The organism is Kitasatospora sp. DSM 101779 (assembly GCF_025655475.1).
Taxonomy (GTDB): Bacteria; Actinomycetota; Actinomycetes; order Streptomycetales; family Streptomycetaceae; genus Kitasatospora.
The window spans coordinates 4,616,051-4,632,733 of record NZ_JAHTIK010000001.1 but is presented as its reverse complement, the minus strand read 5'-3'; the positions used below and the strand labels follow the sequence as shown (position 1 = coordinate 4,632,733).

Annotated in this window: 15 protein-coding genes; 3 read left to right on the top strand and 12 right to left on the bottom strand. The window is 74.2% G+C overall.

Annotated features, from left to right (window positions below; genetic code table 11):
• Window positions 1-110: 110 nt before the first annotated feature.
• The 6 genes from KSNIM_RS21120 to KSNIM_RS21095 all read right to left on the bottom strand — a co-directional run bounded on the left by KSNIM_RS21120 (window position 111) and on the right by KSNIM_RS21095 (window position 6,650).
• Complete coding sequence (locus KSNIM_RS21120) at window positions 111-1,661, bottom strand: DoxX family membrane protein (protein ID WP_263104758.1); 1,551 nt, start codon at window positions 1,659-1,661, stop codon at window positions 111-113.
• 244 nt (window positions 1,662-1,905) lie between these two features.
• The gene (gene rlmB / locus KSNIM_RS21115) at window positions 1,906-2,898 is read right to left on the bottom strand and encodes a 23S rRNA (guanosine(2251)-2'-O)-methyltransferase RlmB (protein ID WP_263104757.1); all 993 of its coding nucleotides are present in this window, start codon (window positions 2,896-2,898) and stop codon (window positions 1,906-1,908) included.
• Window positions 2,899-3,033: 135 nt separating this feature from the next.
• Window positions 3,034-4,425: a cysteine--tRNA ligase gene (cysS, locus tag KSNIM_RS21110; protein ID WP_263104756.1), complete on the bottom strand. Its 1,392-nt coding sequence runs from the start codon at window positions 4,423-4,425 to the stop codon at window positions 3,034-3,036.
• Window positions 4,426-4,583: 158 nt separating this feature from the next.
• The gene (ispF, locus tag KSNIM_RS21105) at window positions 4,584-5,096 is read right to left on the bottom strand and encodes a 2-C-methyl-D-erythritol 2,4-cyclodiphosphate synthase (protein ID WP_263104755.1); all 513 of its coding nucleotides are present in this window, start codon (window positions 5,094-5,096) and stop codon (window positions 4,584-4,586) included.
• Window positions 5,086-5,871, bottom strand: coding sequence for a 2-C-methyl-D-erythritol 4-phosphate cytidylyltransferase (ispD, locus tag KSNIM_RS21100; RefSeq protein ID WP_263104754.1), 786 nt, complete (start codon window positions 5,869-5,871; stop codon window positions 5,086-5,088). Before ispD ends, ispF begins: the two co-directional genes overlap by 11 nt.
• 296 nt (window positions 5,872-6,167) lie before the next feature.
• Window positions 6,168-6,650: a CarD family transcriptional regulator gene (locus KSNIM_RS21095; protein WP_014136563.1), complete on the bottom strand. Its 483-nt coding sequence runs from the start codon at window positions 6,648-6,650 to the stop codon at window positions 6,168-6,170.
• A gap of 460 nt (window positions 6,651-7,110) precedes the next feature.
• Between KSNIM_RS21095 and KSNIM_RS21090 the strand changes: the two genes are divergently transcribed.
• Window positions 7,111-7,785, top strand: coding sequence for a DUF461 domain-containing protein (locus KSNIM_RS21090; RefSeq protein ID WP_263104753.1), 675 nt, complete (start codon window positions 7,111-7,113; stop codon window positions 7,783-7,785).
• Between the two features lie 100 nt (window positions 7,786-7,885).
• Here the strand turns inward: KSNIM_RS21090 and KSNIM_RS21085 are convergent, their stop codons facing one another.
• Both KSNIM_RS21085 and KSNIM_RS21080 read right to left on the bottom strand, forming a co-directional pair.
• A complete protein-coding gene (locus KSNIM_RS21085; protein WP_263104752.1) occupies window positions 7,886-8,581 on the bottom strand; it encodes a response regulator transcription factor in 696 nt (231 codons plus the stop codon).
• Window positions 8,578-9,879, bottom strand: coding sequence for a sensor histidine kinase (locus KSNIM_RS21080; protein ID WP_263104751.1), 1,302 nt, complete (start codon window positions 9,877-9,879; stop codon window positions 8,578-8,580). The genes KSNIM_RS21085 and KSNIM_RS21080 overlap by 4 nt, the downstream gene beginning before the upstream one ends.
• A 298-nt stretch (window positions 9,880-10,177) precedes the next feature.
• On the opposite strand from KSNIM_RS21080, the gene phoU reads away from it, so the two are divergent.
• Window positions 10,178-10,858, top strand: coding sequence for a phosphate signaling complex protein PhoU (gene phoU / locus KSNIM_RS21075; protein WP_263104750.1), 681 nt, complete (start codon window positions 10,178-10,180; stop codon window positions 10,856-10,858).
• A gap of 452 nt (window positions 10,859-11,310) precedes the next feature.
• On the opposite strand, the gene KSNIM_RS21070 is transcribed toward phoU, so the two are convergent.
• Together KSNIM_RS21070 and KSNIM_RS21065 are read right to left on the bottom strand one after the other, a co-directional pair.
• The gene (locus tag KSNIM_RS21070) at window positions 11,311-11,898 is read right to left on the bottom strand and encodes a lytic polysaccharide monooxygenase (protein ID WP_263104749.1); all 588 of its coding nucleotides are present in this window, start codon (window positions 11,896-11,898) and stop codon (window positions 11,311-11,313) included.
• Between the two features lie 265 nt (window positions 11,899-12,163).
• A complete protein-coding gene (locus KSNIM_RS21065) occupies window positions 12,164-12,922 on the bottom strand; it encodes a phosphoglyceromutase (RefSeq protein WP_263104748.1) in 759 nt (252 codons plus the stop codon).
• 150 nt (window positions 12,923-13,072) lie between these two features.
• On the opposite strand from KSNIM_RS21065, the gene KSNIM_RS21060 reads away from it, so the two are divergent.
• Window positions 13,073-14,422, top strand: coding sequence for an MDR family MFS transporter (locus tag KSNIM_RS21060; RefSeq protein ID WP_263104747.1), 1,350 nt, complete (start codon window positions 13,073-13,075; stop codon window positions 14,420-14,422).
• Between the two features lie 39 nt (window positions 14,423-14,461).
• Here KSNIM_RS21060 and KSNIM_RS21055 read toward each other — a convergent pair whose 3' ends face one another.
• Both KSNIM_RS21055 and mshA read right to left on the bottom strand, forming a co-directional pair.
• Entirely contained in the window at window positions 14,462-15,028 is a 567-nt protein-coding gene (locus KSNIM_RS21055; RefSeq protein ID WP_263104746.1) for a YbjN domain-containing protein, read from the bottom strand.
• A gap of 94 nt (window positions 15,029-15,122) precedes the next feature.
• On the bottom strand, window positions 15,123-16,403 hold the full coding sequence (gene mshA, locus KSNIM_RS21050; protein ID WP_263108047.1) for a D-inositol-3-phosphate glycosyltransferase: 1,281 nt from the start codon (window positions 16,401-16,403) through the stop codon (window positions 15,123-15,125).
• Window positions 16,404-16,683: the final 280 nt, after the last annotated feature.

The window sequence follows — 16,683 nt, the reverse complement described above, 5'->3', positions numbered from 1 at the left end:
CGCCGACGACGACCCGGCCCATGGCGGGCCCCTGACGCAGCTGAACGGCGGAGGGCCTCCCACCCAGGGGTGGGAGGCCCTCCGCCGTTCCGCTGCGCGCCGACCGCGCCTCAGGCCGTGGCCGGCGGCCCGGTGGGCCGGTCCATGCCGAGCGAGGTGAGGCCGCCCAGCGGCGCGCTGCCGAGCACACCGCCGATCAGGCCGGCGCTGCTGCCCGGCCGCGGGGTGGACCCGCCGGAGCCCGTGCCGCCCGAGGAGGTGCCGCGGGTGCTGGTGGACCGCCCCGGCCCGCCGCTGCTGCCGGCGGTGCTTCCCGACTTGGTCGACCTGGCCTTGCCGCCCTTGGTCGAGGAGGAGGACGGTGAGGACTTGCCGGACGGGGACGGGGAGGTCGACCGGCTGGGCGACGGGGAGGGGCTCGGCGTCGGGGACTGCGAGCTGCCCGTACCGTTGCCCGGCCAGAGCGGGGAGCCGAAGTCGGTCGGCGGCTTGACCGGCGCCGGGCCGGTGCCGCCGCCGGTGCGGACGGCCGCACCGAGCATCGAACCGACCAGCAGGGTCAGCCCGACGACCACCGCGGCCACGACGGAGCTGCGCCGCAGCACCCGCCGGCGGACCGCCTGCGGCGCCTCGGGGCCGTACTGCCGCCAGGCGTCGAGGGCGATCCGTCCGTCCAGCGAGCCGAACGGCGCCCCGGCGATCAGCAGGGGGCTCCACGCCGCCAGGAAGATCAGGTCGGGGGCGTCGTACACCGGCACCGACCGCCAGCTGACGGTGAAGAGCAGCGCCGCGGAGAGCGCCATCGCCGCGCCGGCCGCCACCCGCTGCCAGAGGCCCAGGACGGTGAGGACGCCCACCACGATCTCGGTGAACGCCACGCCCAGTCCGGCACCGACCGGGTGGTTCATGGCGAACGCGAGCAGCGGCTCGGCGACCTTCCAGGGGTGCAGCGAGGAGAGCCAGCGCATCATCGAGCCGCGCTCACCGCCGTCGAAGTACACCGGGTCGCAGAGCTTGCTGAAGCCGGCGTAGACGGAGAGTGAGCCGAGCACGACGCGCAGCGGCAGCAGCACCAGGCCGAGGTCGACCCGGCGGCCCGGGTACCGGGCGTGCCGGGCGTCGGCCGGGCCCGCGGTGGCGGAGACCTCTGGCAGCTCGCCGCTGGGTGTCCAGCCCCGGGTGACCGGCTCGTACGGCAGCGGGGGCGGGCCGGCCTGGCGCGGCACGGCGTGCAGCGGCTGGATCTCGTCGCCGGGGGCCGCGGTGCCGTACCCGCCCGCGCTCGCGGAGCCGGGGCCGATCGGGCCCGAGCCGGGGGCGCCCGCCGGGGCGGGGACGGTGGTGAGCCGGACGGCCTCCAGCAGCCGGGTGGCCGCCATGTCGCCGGGTGCCGCCTGGCCGGTCCAGGTGACGGTGGTGACCCTGCCCTTGCGCCGGGGCGCGGCGCCGGCCCCCGCGAGGGCGGGGATCTGCGCGCTCGGCACCACGACCTGCGGCGTGACCAGGGGACGGGCACCGAAGCCGGACGCGCCCGCCTGGACGCCGTACGGGTCCCCGAAGGCCGCGCCGACCGGCGCGTCGATCATGGGGGCCACCGGGGCGGCGAGCCGGATGCGGAAGCTGGCCTGGGTGCTGCTGAGCTTCGCGGGATCGGACGGCACCCTGACCGTGCTGAGGCCCGGACCGGGGTCTATCCCCGCCGTGCCGCCCTGTCCCGGGCGCCGAGGTGTTCTGGTGTCCACACCCCTCTAACCGGGTGACGGGCCCGGAGGACACTCTCCCGGGTGGATTCCCGGCGTGGATTTGAAGTGATCATGAGAAAACCGATCGGGCCCGGCCGGACCCGATCGGTTCCTCCCACGAAGCTGTCCGTTCCGGACGAGCGGACCTGGGCCGTGCTGCCGGTCAGCGGCGGGCGCGCAGCCGGGCAGCCTCGTACAGCACGATGCCGGCGGCGACACCGGCGTTCAGCGACTCCGTCTCGCCGGGCATCGGGATGCGGACCCGGATGTCGCAGGTCTCGGAGACCAGCCGCGAGAGGCCCTTGCCCTCGGAGCCGGCCACGATGACCACCGGGCCGGTGAGCGCGTCCAGCTCGCCGATCTCGGCCTCGCCGTCGGCGGCCAGGCCGACCACCATCAGGCCGGCCTTCTGGTAGGCCTCCAGGGCGCGGGTCAGGTTGGTCGCGCGGGCGACGGGCAGCCGGGCGGCGGCACCGGAGGAGGTCTTCCAGGCGCCGGCGGTCATGCCGGCGGCGCGGCGCTCGGGGATGACCACGCCGTGCGCGCCGAAGGCGGCGGCGGAGCGGACGACGGCGCCGAGGTTGCGCGAGTCGGTGACCCCGTCGAGCGCCATGATCAGCGCGTCCTCGCCGACGTCGGCGGCCTCGGCGACCAGGTCGTCCGGGTGCGCGTACTCGTACGGCGGGACCTGCAGCACCAGGCCCTGGTGGTTGAGGCCGCCGGTCATCTGGTCGAGCTGGGCGCGCGGGGCCTCCATGAGCGGGATGCCGCGCTCGTTGGCTGCCTGGAACGCGTCGCGGACCCGGTCGTCGGTGTCGATGAACTGCATCACGTACAGCGCGCTGGCCGGCACGCCGCCCTGCAGGGCCTCGACCACCGAGTTGCGGCCCACCACCAGCTCGGCGGCACCGGCGCCGCCGCGCCCGCCCCGGCCGGCCCCTCCGGCCCTGCGCATGCCGGCCCGGGACTTGGCGTCCCGCTCGCGCTTGAGCGCGGCGTTGGCGGCACGCTGCTTGGGGTGTCCCTTGCGCGCCTCGCCGGGCGGGGTCGGGCCCTTGCCCTGCAGTGCCTTCCGGCTGTGGCCGCCGGTACCGACACTCGCGCCCTTCTTCGACCCGGGGTTGCGGCGGTTCCTGCGCTGGCTGTTGCCGGCCATGGCTGTACTTCCTGTCTCTTCTACGTCTTGAGGTTCGTCATGAGGATGGGCCGTAGCCGGTGGTGCACCGGCTGCGGCCCACGCTCGCCCCGTGGCCGGGGCTACTGGTTCGCCGGTCCCGCCCGCGGGCGGGGCCTACTGGTCGACCGTCCAGCGGGGGCCGGACGGGGTGTCCTCGATCGCCAGCCCGGCCAGGCCGAGCTGGTCGCGGATGGCGTCCGCGGTGGCGTAGTCCTTGCGGTCCCGGGCCGCCTGGCGCTGGTCCAGGACGAGGCGGACGAGCGAGTCGACCACGCCGTGCAGGTCGTCGCCGCGGCCGCCGCCGGCCCAGAAGTCGTCGAGCGGGTCGAGGCCCAGCACTCCGAGCATCGCACGGACCTCGGCGAGTCGCGCCACCGCGCTGTCCTTGTCGTCCGCGGTCAGCGCGCTGTTGCCCTGGCGGACGGCGGTGTGCAGCACGGCCAGGGCCTGCGGCACGCCGAGGTCGTCGTCCATCGCCTCGGCGAAGGCGAGCGGCACCTCGGGTGCGGCGTCGACGGCGCCGCAGCGCTCGACGGCCCGCTCGATGAAGCCCTCGATGCGGGCGAAGCCGGTCTCGGCCTCGCGCAGCGACTCCTCGCTGTACTCGATCATCGAGCGGTAGTGCGGGGAGGCCAGGTAGTAGCGGAGCACGATCGGGCGCCAGCGCTGCACCATGTCGGAGACCAGCACCGAGTTGCCGAGCGACTTGCTCATCTTCTCGCCGCTCAGGGTGACCCAGGCGTTGTGCACCCAGAACGCCGCGAAGTCGTCGCCGTAGGCCTTGGACTGCGCGATCTCGTTCTCGTGGTGCGGGAAGATCAGGTCGATCCCGCCGCCGTGGATGTCGAAGGCCCGGCCGAGGTACTTGTGCGCCATGGCCGAGCACTCCAGGTGCCAGCCGGGGCGGCCGCGGCCCCAGGGGGTCTCCCAGCTGGGCTCGCCCTCCTTGGCGCGCTTCCACATGGCGAAGTCGCGCGCGTCGCGCTTGCCGGTCTCGCCCTCGCTCTCCGGCTGCAGGAGGTTCTCCAGCTGCTGGTTGGAGAGCTCCAGGTAGTCCGGGTAGGACTTCACGTCGAAGTAGACGTTGCCCTCGGAGGCGTAGGCGTGGCCGCGCTCGATGAGGCCGCGCATCATCTCGATCATCTCGGGCACGTGGCCGGTGGCCCGCGGCTCGGCGGTGGGCGGCAGGCAGCCGAGGGCCGTGTAGCCGTCGTTGAAGGCCCGCTCGTTGGCGTAGGCGATCTGCCACCAGGGGATGCCGAACTCGCGGCTCTTGGCGATCACCTTGTCGTCGATGTCGGTGACGTTGCGGACGAAGGTGACGTCGTAGCCACGGTAGGCCAGCCATCGGCGCATCACGTCGAAGTTGAGGCCGGACCGGATGTGCCCGATGTGGGGCGGGGCCTGCACGGTGGCACCGCACAGGTAGATCGAGACGCAGCCCGGTACAAGCGGGACGAAGTCGCGTACCTGGCGGGTGTTGGTGTCGTACAGGCGAAGGGTCACAGCGTCAAGCGTAGTGGGCACACGGGGGTGCCCCGCCACCTTTCCCGGGGCGGGACGCCCGTTGTCGCACCGGCCCGCCGGCCCGTCCGCCCCGGCCCGGCCGGGCCGCCGCGGACGACGGGCCGTCACCTCGGCGGGCCGGCCGGGCCGGCGGGGTGTCAGGAGGTGCGGTACACCAGCGCGGTGGCGATCGCGGCCAGGCCCTCGGCGCGTCCGGTCAGGCCGAGGCCGTCGGTGGTGGTGCCGGAGACCGCGACGGGGGCGCCGACCGCGGCCGAGAGCGCGGCCTGCGCCTCGGCGCGGCGCTTGCCGATCTTCGGGCGGACGCCGATCACCTGGATCGCCACGTTGCCGATCTCGAAACCGGCGGCGCGGACGATCCGGGCGGCCTCCGCGAGCAGGGCGGTGCCGGCGGCGCCGGACCACTCCGGGCGGTCGGTGCCGAAGTGCGCGCCGAGATCGCCGAGGCCGGCGGCGGAGAACAGCGCGTCGCAGGCGGCGTGCGCGGCGACGTCGGCGTCCGAGTGACCGGCCAGGCCGTCGCCGGCGTCGGGCCAGTCGAGCCCGGCGACCCGCAGCGGGCGGCCGGCCTCGAAGGCGTGCACGTCGGTGCCGATGCCGACCAGCGGCATGACGGGAGCGGCGGGGCCGGCGGCGGGATCAGAAGCCATCGGAGGCCCTCCTGCGGGCGAGTACGGCCTCGGCGAGCACGAGGTCCAGCGGACGGGTGACCTTGAACGCCTCCTCGTGGCCGGGCACCACGACGACCCGGCCGCCGAAGCGCTCGACCAGCCCGGCGTCGTCGGTCACCGGCGGGAGGCCGCCGGCCGACTCCTCGGCGACCGCCTTCTCGTGCACGTCGTGCAGCACCGAGCGGCGGAAGCCCTGCGGGGTCTGCACGGCGCGCAGCGCGGCCCGGTCCGGGGTCTCCAGCACCGGCTCGGGCACGCCGGGCTCCTGCGGCTCGACCCGCTTGACCGTGTCGGCGAGCGGCACGGCGGGCACCACGGCGTCGGCGCCGGCGCGGACGGCGGCGGCGACCGCGTCCACCACCTCGACCGGGACGAGGGGGCGGGCCGCGTCGTGCACCAGCACCGCCTCGACGTCCTCGGGGATGGCCGCGAGGCCGAGCCGGACGGACTCCTGCCGGGTCGCGCCGCCGGCGACCACCCGGACGTCCTTGCCGTCGAGGCCGTGGCTGTCGAGCAGGGCGACCACCTCGGCGACCCCGTCCGGCGGGGCGGCGACCACGACCAGGCCGATCGCCCGGCTGCGGGCGAGGGCCCGGAGGGCGTGGACCAGCAGGGGCACCCCGCCGAGTTCGCGGAGCGCCTTCGGGGCGCCGGGCCCCAATCGCTCCCCGCGCCCGGCGGCGGGCACCACCGCCGCTGCAACTGCTGCTGACGCGTTCAGGTTTCGCTCCTTCGGCGAAGTGGGTATGGCCATGGCGTGCGCCGCACGGCGTACGCGACGGACCCCTTCCGACTGCACGTTAGTCAAACCGCTCCGACGAGTCCGACACCCCCGCGCGCAGGGCCGGCGTGCGGCCCTGGTGGACCGGCCCGTACGGGGCGTACGCACGTCCGGCGCGCAGCACGGCCGGCCACGTCGTACGGCGGGTGTGCAGGCCCGGATGCACCGGCTGCGGGCACGCCGAAGCGCCCGAGGTGCCGGAGACCGACCCGGTCAGCCGTGTGACCGGATCGCGCACCGGCATCGGGCGCTGGGCGTTGCGAAGCCGCTTAGGAGGCGAGGACCTCGTCGAGCAGCGTCTCCGCCTTGTCCTCGTTGGTGTTCTCGGCCAGCGCGAGTTCGCTGACCAGGATCTGGCGCGCCTTGGCGAGCATCCGCTTCTCGCCGGCCGACAGGCCGCGCTCGCGCTCGCGGCGCCACAGGTCGCGAACCACCTCGGCGACCTTGATGACATCGCCCGAGGCGAGCTTCTCGAGATTCGCCTTGTAGCGACGCGACCAGTTGGTGGGCTCCTCGGTGTACGGCGCGCGCAGCACCTCGAAGACCCGGTCGAGACCTTCCTGACCGACCACGTCGCGCACGCCGACGAACTCCGCGTTCTCGGCGGGCACACGCAGTGTCAGGTCTCCCTGCTGCACCTTGAGCACCAGGTAGGTCTTGTCCACACCTTTGATCTGGCGAGTTTCGATGGCCTCGATCAGCGCGGCCCCGTGATGGGGGTAGACCACCGTGTCGCCAACCTTGAACGTCATGTGACAGGACCCCTTCCGTGGCTTTCCAGAATAACACGCTTCTCGGCGCACCCGAAGGGCGTTTTCGCAGGTCAGGGCGGGTCTCAGGGCTTGACAACCACCCCCATGACGTGCTGCGACCAGTGTTCGACGGGGGCTTCCCGCAGGTCGGAGGCGGTGCGACAGCTCGGCGAAACCTCTGGCAACACCGCCGAAACCATGATTGGATCTTGAGTTTTCGTCCGATCCGCCGCCGTGTCCGAACCGTTATCCGGTGACCGTCCCGCCAGGCCCCGTGCGACCTGCGCCGGTTCGTGGACGTCCCGGATCGCCGCGGGGGCTTGCTGCGGGTGCGCACGGACGGACCGGCGCGACACGGGGCCACCCCGTGGGAGGCGGGCGTAAGCGGTCGGTAGTCTGATCGCTGACCACCGCCAGGTGATCCACATCCGTGTTCCACATCCAAGGAGAAGTCGCCGCCGTGAGCCGGAGCCTTCGACGCGGCGCGATCGCCGCCCTCGTCCTCGCCGCTGTCGTACCGCTGTCCGCCTGTGCGGCCGGCAACCAGGCGGAGACCCTGCAGATCAAGCCCGACAACGCGGCGACCTCGGTCGGCCAGAACCTGCGCCTCAACAACGTCCTGCTGGTGACCGCCAAGGGCGCCTCCTCGGACGAGGCCGGCCCGGTCAACCTGACCGTCAACATCGCCAACACCGGCTCGGCCCCCGAGGTCCTGCAGTCCGTGTCGGTCGAGGGCGCCGGTACCGCCACCTTCACCGACGGCAAGGGCGCGGACGTGTCCGAGATCGTCATCCCCGCCGGCGGCTCCGTGCTGATCGGCGGCGAGGGCCAGCCCGCCGCCCACCTGGCCTCGGCGAAGCTCCCGCTCGGCGGATACGCCGACACCGACTTCACCTTCAAGACCGCCGGCAAGGTCGGCCTGCCGGTCGGCGTCGTGCCGGCCACCGGCCTGTACGCCTCCTTCGGCCCGAAGGCGCCGGAGGCGACCGCCAAGCCGTCGGCCTCCGCGTCCGCCTCCGCGAGCCCCTCGGCCACCGCCACCGGTTCGCCGTCCGCCTCCGCGTCGGGCTCGGCCACCGCCGGCGCCACCGCCACCGGCTCGGCCACCGCGACGGCGAGCGCCTCGGCGCACTGACCCGCGGCACACCGAGCAGCGGCGAACCGCGCGCACCAGCCGCAACGGCCGAGGGCCCCGCATGGAGCGGGGCCCTCGGCCGTCGGCGTTCCCGGCCGGCCTACGGCTCGAACTTGTAGCCCAGGCCGCGGACGGTGACCAGGTAGCGCGGCGCGCCCGGGTCCGGCTCGATCTTGGCGCGCAGTCGCTTGACGTGGACGTCCAGGGTCTTGGTGTCGCCGACGTAGTCCGCACCCCAGACCCGGTCGATGAGCTGCATCCGGGTGAGCACCCGGCCGGCGTTGCGGAGCAGCATCTCCAGCAGGTCGAACTCCTTGAGCGGCAGGTCGACCTTGGCGCCGTCCACCGTCACCACGTGCCGGTCCACGTCCATCCGGACCGGACCGGCCTCCAGCGCGCCCGGCCCGCCGCCGTCGCCGTTGCCGTTGCCGTCCTCGCCGCGGCGGCGGAGCACCGCGCGGATGCGGGCCACCAGCTCACGGGTGGAGTAGGGCTTGGTGACGTAGTCGTCCGCACCTATTTCCAGACCGACGACCTTGTCGATCTCACTGTCCTTCGCGGTGACCATGATCACCGGGACGTTGGAGCGGACGCGCAGCTGACGGCAGACCTCGGTGCCCGGCAGGCCCGGCAGCATCAGGTCGAGCAGCACCAGGTCGGCGCCGTTGCGCTCGAACTGCTCCAGGGCGTCGGGGCCGGTGGCGGCGACCGCCACCTCGAATCCCTCCTTGCGGAGCATGTACGAGAGGGCGTCGCTGAACGACTCCTCGTCCTCGACCACCAGTACTCGGGTCACGATCGGGCCTCCGGGGCAGGAAGGGGGGTTGGCGCTGTGTTGTCGGTCTCGCCCGCCTCGGTCGGCGGGGCGGTGTCGCGGTCGCCGGCGGGCACCTGCCCGGCCGGGAGCCGCAGGGTGAAGGTGGATCCCTGGCCCTCGACGCTCCACACCGCCACCGTGCCGCGGTGGGAGGCCGCGACGTGCTTGACGATGGAGAGGCCGAGGCCGGTTCCGCCGGTGGCCCGCGAGCGGGCCGGGTCCACCCGGTAGAAGCGTTCGAAGATCCGCTCGCGGTCCTTCTCCGAGATGCCGATGCCCTGGTCGGTCACCGAGATCTCGATCAGCTCGCCGTCGGCCTCGCCGAGGACGGCGGCGCTGGAGATGCGGCGGGTGGCGATGGCCACCCGGGTCCGCGGCGGGCTGTAGTTGACGGCGTTCTCGACCAGGTTGCCGAGCGCGGCCGCGAGCTGGCCGCGGTTGCCGTGCAGGTAGAGGCCGCCGGTGCCGCCCGCGGCGATCAGGATCTGCTTGGCGGCGGCGGGCTGGCGGCAGCGGTCGATCGCCTCGGCGATCAGCTCGTCGACCGGAACCGGCTCGGGGTCGACCAGCACCTGGTCGTCCTGGACCCGGGACAGGTCGATGATCTCCTGCACGAGGCTGGCCAGCCGGGTCGCCTCGATCTGCATCCGGCCGGCGAAGCGCTGGACGGCCTCCGGGTCGTCGGAGGCGTCCGCGACCGCCTCGGAGAGCAGCGAGAGTGCGCCGACCGGGGTCTTGAGCTCGTGCGAGACGTTGGCCACGAAGTCGCGGCGGATCGCCTCGATCCGGCGCCGCTCGGTCAGGTCCTCGACCAGGACGAGGACCAGCCGGGAGCCCAGCGGGGCGACCCGGACGGAGACCGCCAGCGGGTCGGCCGCCCTGGCGCCCCCGGGCCGGGGCACCTCCAGCTCGGCCTGGCGGATCTCGCCGTCGCGGCGGGTCGCCCGGGCCAGCGAGAGCATCTGCTCCACGGCCACTGCACCGCCGCGGACCAGACCCATCGCGTAGGCGGCGGAGCTGGCCTTCACCACCTCGTCGCCCTCGCCGAGCACGATCGCGCAGGAGCGCAGCACGGAGAGCACCGTGTCCACGCCGGCCGGCAGTGGGGGTTCGTACGCCAGGAGCCCGCTGCCCCCGGTCCTGCCGGCGGCGCCGCTCCGGGGAGAGGTGCCGCGGGCCTGCTCGCGCTCGCTCCAGCGGAAGGCGATGGCGGCCGTGAGACCGACGCCGAGCCCGGCTATGGCGCAGGCAGCGGCGGTGGCCACATTCACGTCCATGCCACTCAGCCTAAGCGCAGGTCGGGCGCGCTCCCCAAGGGTGCGATCAAGGGCTCGGCCGCACGTTGCCGAGAATTCACCTTCAGTCCTCCACCGGTTCACTGCGGGGGTCGTGCGCGGTCGCCCGGACGGCGCAGTGTGGTCAACGCAAGCCCGTGCGGGCGGTGACGCGGCTACCATTCGCGCCACCAGCAGCGGCCGTCCTTCCGGACGGACCGGTCGGCACCGCCACCGACAGAGCTACTGACGGACCGGCCGACCCTTCTTGCGGGGGGACGGGCGGCCAGGAGGAGAGAGCATGCGCGACCAGTACCACGAGGAACTCGACTCGATCAGCGACGGCCTGGTCGAGCTCGCCCGGCTGGTCGGCTCGGCCATGGGCCGGGCCACCACCGCGCTGCTCGACGCCGACCTGGCGCTGGCGGAGAGCGTGATCGCCGCCGACGAGAAGGTGAACGACCTCCACCACGAGCTGGAGAACCGGGCCATCGACCTGCTGGCCCGGCAGCAGCCCGTCGCGACCGACCTGCGCATCGTGGTCACCAGCCTGCGCATGAGCGCCGACCTGGAGCGCTGCGGCGACCTGGCCCGGCACGTGGCCAAGGTCGCCCGGCTGCGCTACCCCGAGTCGGCGGTGCCGAACGACCTGCACCCGATCGTGCTGGAGATGGGGCAGCTCGCCCAGCGTCTGGTCGCCAAGGCCGGTCTGGTCATCTCCACCAAGGACGCCAACGCGGCGCTGGAGCTGGAGCGGGACGACGACGCGATCGACGCCCTGCACCGCGAGCTCTTCTCGCACCTGCTGGACGACCGCTGGCAGCACGGCATCGAGACCGCGGTCGACGTGACCCTGGTGGGCCGCTACTACGAGCGGTTCGCCGACCACGCGGTGTCGGTGGCCAAGCGTGTGGTCTTCCTGGTGACCGGCGAGCACGCGGACGAGTTCGCGGCGGAGACGGCGGCCCTGCAGGCCGAGTGATCCGCGGCCCCGGGGCGGGCGCGCGGAGGCCGGGGGCGCACGCGTACGCGGGCGCCCTACCTCCGCGCGCCCGTTGACGCCCCGTCCGGGACCGGTTTTCACTCGTTCTGGGCATGCCCGTGGGTGCTGCGGTGTGCCGTGGTGTGCCGTCGACTGCCGTCGACAGCCGTCGATGAGGAGGACCCGACCGCGATGAAGGCTGACCAGAACCCGACCACGGCCGCGGCGGGAACCGCCGCGCCTCCCTCCGTGAAGCTGCTGCCGGTCGTCGCCGCGGGCTGCGGCTGCGGACCGGGGTGCGGCTGCGGCTGCCAGTCCGGTGCGCCCTGCCAGTGTGGCGGTGCGGACGGCGGCTGCTGCGGCGGCCACTGACGCCGGAGGCCCCGGCCGGGCGGCGTGGAAGCGCCGTCCGGCCGGGGCGTCGCCGTGTCCCGGCGGTCGGCCGGGACGTGTCAGAAGGTGACGTCCATGCACTGGTAGAAGGCGTTGCCGGTGTCCGCGATGTCCCAGATCGCCAGGACCACCTGGTGACCGGTGCGGCCGGCGGGCAGGGTCGCGGTGTGGCTCAGCGTGGTGGGCGGCTGCGCGCCGTTGTAGGGGACGGTCAGGAAGGGCGTGGCGTCCAGGTTGGCGCGGGTCAGCTTGCTGCCGGCGCTGTAGCCCGGCTTGGTGAGGTAGTAGCGGAACTGCGTGGTGGCGTGCCGGGCGGTGAACTTCCAGGTGAAGGTCAGCCGCTGGCCGGCGCTCACCCTGGTGGCCGGCCAGCCGCCGCCGCGCGGGTCGTCCAGCTGGGCAAAGCGGCTGTTGCCGCCGGCGCAGAGGGTGCCGTCGGCCGGGCCCTGGGCCGGGAATCCTTTCGGCCCCTCGACGCTCTGCGGCTCCCACTGGATGTCGCCGCAGTTCTTGACCGTGCCGGCGGCGCACAGGGCGGCCCGGCTCGGCGGTGTGGTGATCCAGCCGTGCGAGTAGGCGGGGATCGCGGTGGCCAGCGGGACGGCCGCAGCGGCCGCCACGGCCGCCAGGATGTGACGCTTGCGCATGGTGCTCCCTCCGTGGGGGTGGATGGAGTGTGCGTGTGCGTGCAGGGAACGCCCGGCGGGCGCGGGCAGCGCGGGGTTTGGCGTGCCCGCGCCAGGTGCGGACCACCACGCTAGGAGCGGTCGCCCGCCCCGTCAATGGTCTGAACCAGTCTGCAGCGCGGGCGATCTGACGGAGCGTCGGGAAGGCGGCGGGGCGGCCCGGAAACGGATCGGCCCCCTGCCCGGCGCCATTGGCGTCGGGCAGGGGGCCGGTCGCGCGGGGCTGTTACTTCTTGCCCTGGTTCTTCACGGCCTCGATGGCGGCGGCGGCGGCCTCCGGGTCGAGGTAGCGGCCGCCGGGGGCGAGCGGCTTGAAGTCGGCGTCGAGCTCGTAGACGAGCGGGATGCCGGTGGGGATGTTCAGGCCGGCGATGGCCTCGTCGGAGATGCCGTCCAGGTGCTTGACCAGCGCGCGGAGGCTGTTGCCGTGGGCGGTGACCAGGACGGTGCGGCCGGCGGCGAGGTCCGGGACGATCGCGTCGTACCAGTACGGCAGCATCCGCTCGACGACGTCCTTGAGGCACTCGGTGCGCGGACGCAGCTCGCTCGGGATCTCGGCGTAGCGGGCGTCGCCGGCCTGCGAGTACTCGTTGTCGTCGGCCAGCGCCGGCGGCGGGGTGTCGTACGAGCGGCGCCACAGCTGGAACTGCTCCTCGCCGAACTCCGCGAGGGTCTGCGCCTTGTCCTTGCCCTGCAGGGCGCCGTAGTGGCGCTCGTTGAGGCGCCAGCTGCGGCTGACCGGGATCCAGTGCCGGTCGGCCTTGTCGAGCGCGATCTGGGAGGTGCGGATGGCGCGGCGCAGCAGCGAGGTGTGCACCACGTCGGGGAGGAGGCCCTCGGAGAGGAGGAGCTCGCCGCCGCGGGCGGCCTCCTTCTCGCCCTTCTCGTTGAGGTCGACGTCGACCCAGCCGGTGAAGAGGTTCTTCTGGTTCCACTGGCTCTCGCCGTGGCGGAGCAGGATGAGTCGGTAGGTCGTGTCAGCCATGGGCGCCAGTTTAGATGAGGCGGTTATCCGCTGGTCGGACCGTCTCATCCCAGGTAATGTGCGGCTACCACTTGTGCCACTTACCGAGCGTCCGGGCGGTCCACCCCGCCCACCCGGGCGTGCCGGTCAGCCATGCCCCGGGAGCCGCCGATGTCCGCCGCCGTCCGTCTGCGCAGCACCGCCTCGGAGGCGGTGGGCGGGCTGCCCCGCCAGTTCTGGTGGCTGTGGACGTCGACCCTGGTGAACCGCCTCGGCGGCTTCGTGGTGACCTTCCTGGCCCTCTACCTCACCGGGGACCGCGGCTTCTCGCCCGCCTACGCGGGCCTGGTCGCCTCGCTCTTCGGGCTGGGTTCGGCGATCGCCGCCGTCGGGGGCGGGGTGCTCGCCGACCGCTGGGGGCGGCGGCCGACCCTGCTGGCCGCGCAGCTCGGCACCGCGGCGTCGACCGCCGTGCTGGGGTTCTGCCAGGACCGGGTGGCGATCGCGGTGACGGCCTTCCTGGTCGGCCTGGCGAGCAACGCCTCCCGGCCGGCCGTCTCGGCGATCATCGCGGACGTCGTGCCGGCCGAGCACCGGGTGCGGGCGTACTCGCTGAACTACTGGGCGATCAACATCGGCTTCGGCGTCTCCGCGGCGGTCGCCGGCCTGATCGCCGCGCACGGCTACCTCGCGCTGTTCCTGATCGACGCGGCCTCGACGCTCGCCTGCGCGGTGGTGGTCTTCGTCCGCGTCCCCGAGACCCGTCCGCAATCGCGTCCCGAGTCCCGTGCCGGCTCGCGCCCGCTGGGCACGGCGACCGCGGACACCGCCTGCCCGGCCCCTGCGGAGCCCCGGACCGGCCTGGGCGCGGTCTTCCGGGACGGACGGTTCATGGCGCTGGTGGCGGTGAACCTGCTGTTGGCAGTGGTCGCCCAGCAGGGCAGCACCACCCTGGCCGCCGACATGGGCCTGGCGGGCATCTCGGCCGCTCAGTACGGCCTGGTGATCGGCCTGAACGGCGTGCTGATCGTGCTGCTGCAGCTGCCGCTCACCCGGGTGATGGAGGGCCGCAACCGGACGGGCCTGCTGGTGGCCAGCGCCCTGCTGACCGGTTGGGGCTTCGGCCTGACCGCGCTGGCCGGCGGCTCGGCCGGGTTCTACGCCGTCACCGTGGCGGTCTGGACGATCGGCGAGATCATGGCCGCGCCGACCATGATGGGCCTGGTCGCCGAACTGTCCCCGGCCCGGGCCCGGGGCCGCTACCAGGGCGTCTACTCGCTCTCCTGGTCGCTGGCCTCGTTCATCGGCCCGGCGGCCGGCGGCTACCTGCTGGAGCACGCCGGCGGCCGGGCCGTCTGGGGCGCCTGCGCCGTCTTCGGCACGGTCGCGGCGGGGGCGTTCCTGCTGCTCGGCCGGCGGCCCGTGCCGGACGCGGCACCGACCACCGCACAGGACGCGGCATCGGCCACGGCCGCCGGCACCGTCCCCGCCGGGCCGACGGCCACCGCGGCGAACAGCTGAGCACCGGTCCACCGGTCACGCCGGTCCGGTCGGTCCGGCTCAGTCGGCGGCGACCGGCCCGGGGGCGTCCGCCGCGGAGGCGTCCACTGCGGTCCCGTCCGCGGTCGGGCCGGTCAGGTGGGTGAAGGCCGCGAGGTTGCGGGTGGACTCGCCGCGCTTGGTGCGCCACTCCCACTCGCGGCGGATCGCGGTGGCGAAGCCCAGCTCCAGCAGGGTGTTGAAGGGCTCGTCGGCGTTCTCCAGGACGGTGCCGAGCAGCCGGTCGACGGCGTCCGGGGTGAGCGCCTCCAGCGGCAGCCGCCCGGCGAGGTAGACGTCGCCGAGCTTGTCGACGGCGTACGCGACGCCGTACAGCCTGGTGTTGCGCTCCAGCAGCCAGCGGTAGACGGCCTCGTGGTTCTCGTCCGGCCGGCGGATCACGAACGCGTTGACCGACAGGGTGTGGTCCCCCACCCGCAGCGCGCAGGTGGTGGACAGCTTGCGGGTACCGGGCAGCGTGGCGACCAGCGTGTACGGGTCGGTCACGGCCGGCTCCCACCCCACCCCGGCCTCGTCGAGCGCGGTGCGCAGCAGGGTCAGCGCCTCGTCCTTGGTACGGAATGCCATGACGCTGACGCTACTCGGCGGTACTGCCCCGCACCCAGCAGGGGCGCGGGGCCGACCGGCGGGGCACGGGGCGACGGGCGCCCCGTGCGACGGCTCAGGCGAGCCGGAGTCCCCCGGCCGGGTGGGCCATGGCCTGGGCGTAGACCTCGGCGGTGGCGGCCGCCGCGGCGTCCCAGCCGAATCCCGCCGCGTGCCGGGCCGCCGCCGTCCCGCGCTCGCGCACCAGCGCGGGACCGCTGGCGTACGGCTCCAGCGCCGCCGCCCACCGGGCGGGGTCGTGGCCGTGCACCAGGGTGCCGGTGACGCCGTCCCGGACGGCGACGGGCAGGCCGCCGACCGCCGCAGCGACCACCGGGGTGCCGCATGCCTGCGCCTCCAGGGCGACCAGGCCGAAGGACTCGCTGTAGGAGGGCATCACCAGGGCGGTGGCGGCGCGGTACCACTCGGCGAGCCGTGCCTGGCCCACCGGCGGGTGGAAGCGGACGACGTCCGAGATGCCGAGCTGGGCGGCGAGCTTGTGCAGGCTCTCCGGCCTCGCGAGGCCGGTGCCGGACGGCCCGCCGACCACCGGGACGACCAGCCGCTCGCGCAGCTCGGGCCGCCGGGCCAGCAGTACGGCGACCGCCCGGAGCAGCACATCGGGTGCCTTGAGCGGCTGTATCCGGCCGGCGAACAGCAGCACCGCGGCGTCCTGCGGCAGCCCGAGGGCGGCGCGGGCGGCCGACCGGCTGCCGGGACGGAAGACGTCCAGGTTGACGCCGGGGTGGACGACCGCGAGCTGTTCGCCGCGGGCGTCGTAGTGGTGCGAGAGCTCGGCCGCCTCCTCGGCGGTGTTGGCGATCAGCCGGTCCGCGGCCTGGACCACCTGCGTCTCGCCGATCACCCGGGCGGCCGGCTCGGGGGTGTCCCCCTCGGCCAGCGCGGCGTTCTTGACCTTCGCCATGGTGTGCATGGTGTGCACCAGCGGCACGCCCCAGCGCTCGGCGGCCAGCCAGCCGACCTGCCCGGACAGCCAGTAGTGCGAGTGCACCAGGTCGTAGTGGCCGGGCCGGTGGCCGGCCTCGGTGCGCAGCACCCCGTGGGTGAAGGCGCAGAGCTGGGCCGGCAGGTCCTCCTTGACCAGGCCCTCGTACGGCCCGGCGGTGACGTGCCGTACGAGCACGCCGGGGGCGAGCTGCACCGTCGGGGCGTCGTCGGAGGCGATCGCCCGGGTGAACACCTCGACCTCGATGTCCAGCTCGGCGAGGCGCTTGGCGAGCTCCACGATGTAGACGTTCATGCCGCCGGCGTCGCCGGTGCCCGGCTGGTGCAGCGGCGAGGTGTGGACGCTCAGCATCGCGATCCGCCTCGGGCGCCGCGGACGCCCGCTGATCAGCGCCTGGAGGCGGCCGCGGCGGGCCGACGGGGCGGTGCCGGCGGCCTGCGCCGGGCCCGTGCCCAGCTGCGCGAGCCGCTCGCGGCGGGCCGCGCGTACGGGGTGCTGCGTCACCTGGCTGAAGCCTCCTCGTGCTCCCCGGTCGATGGTGCATCCGGTCGTGCGGGCAGGGGCGCGGGGCCCCGGCGGGCGGTCGCCCGGCCGCGGCGGCCCGCGTCCGACGCGCGGCCGCCCGGAACCGAACGTTCCGGGCGGACAGACGTCCAGTGTGCCAACCAGC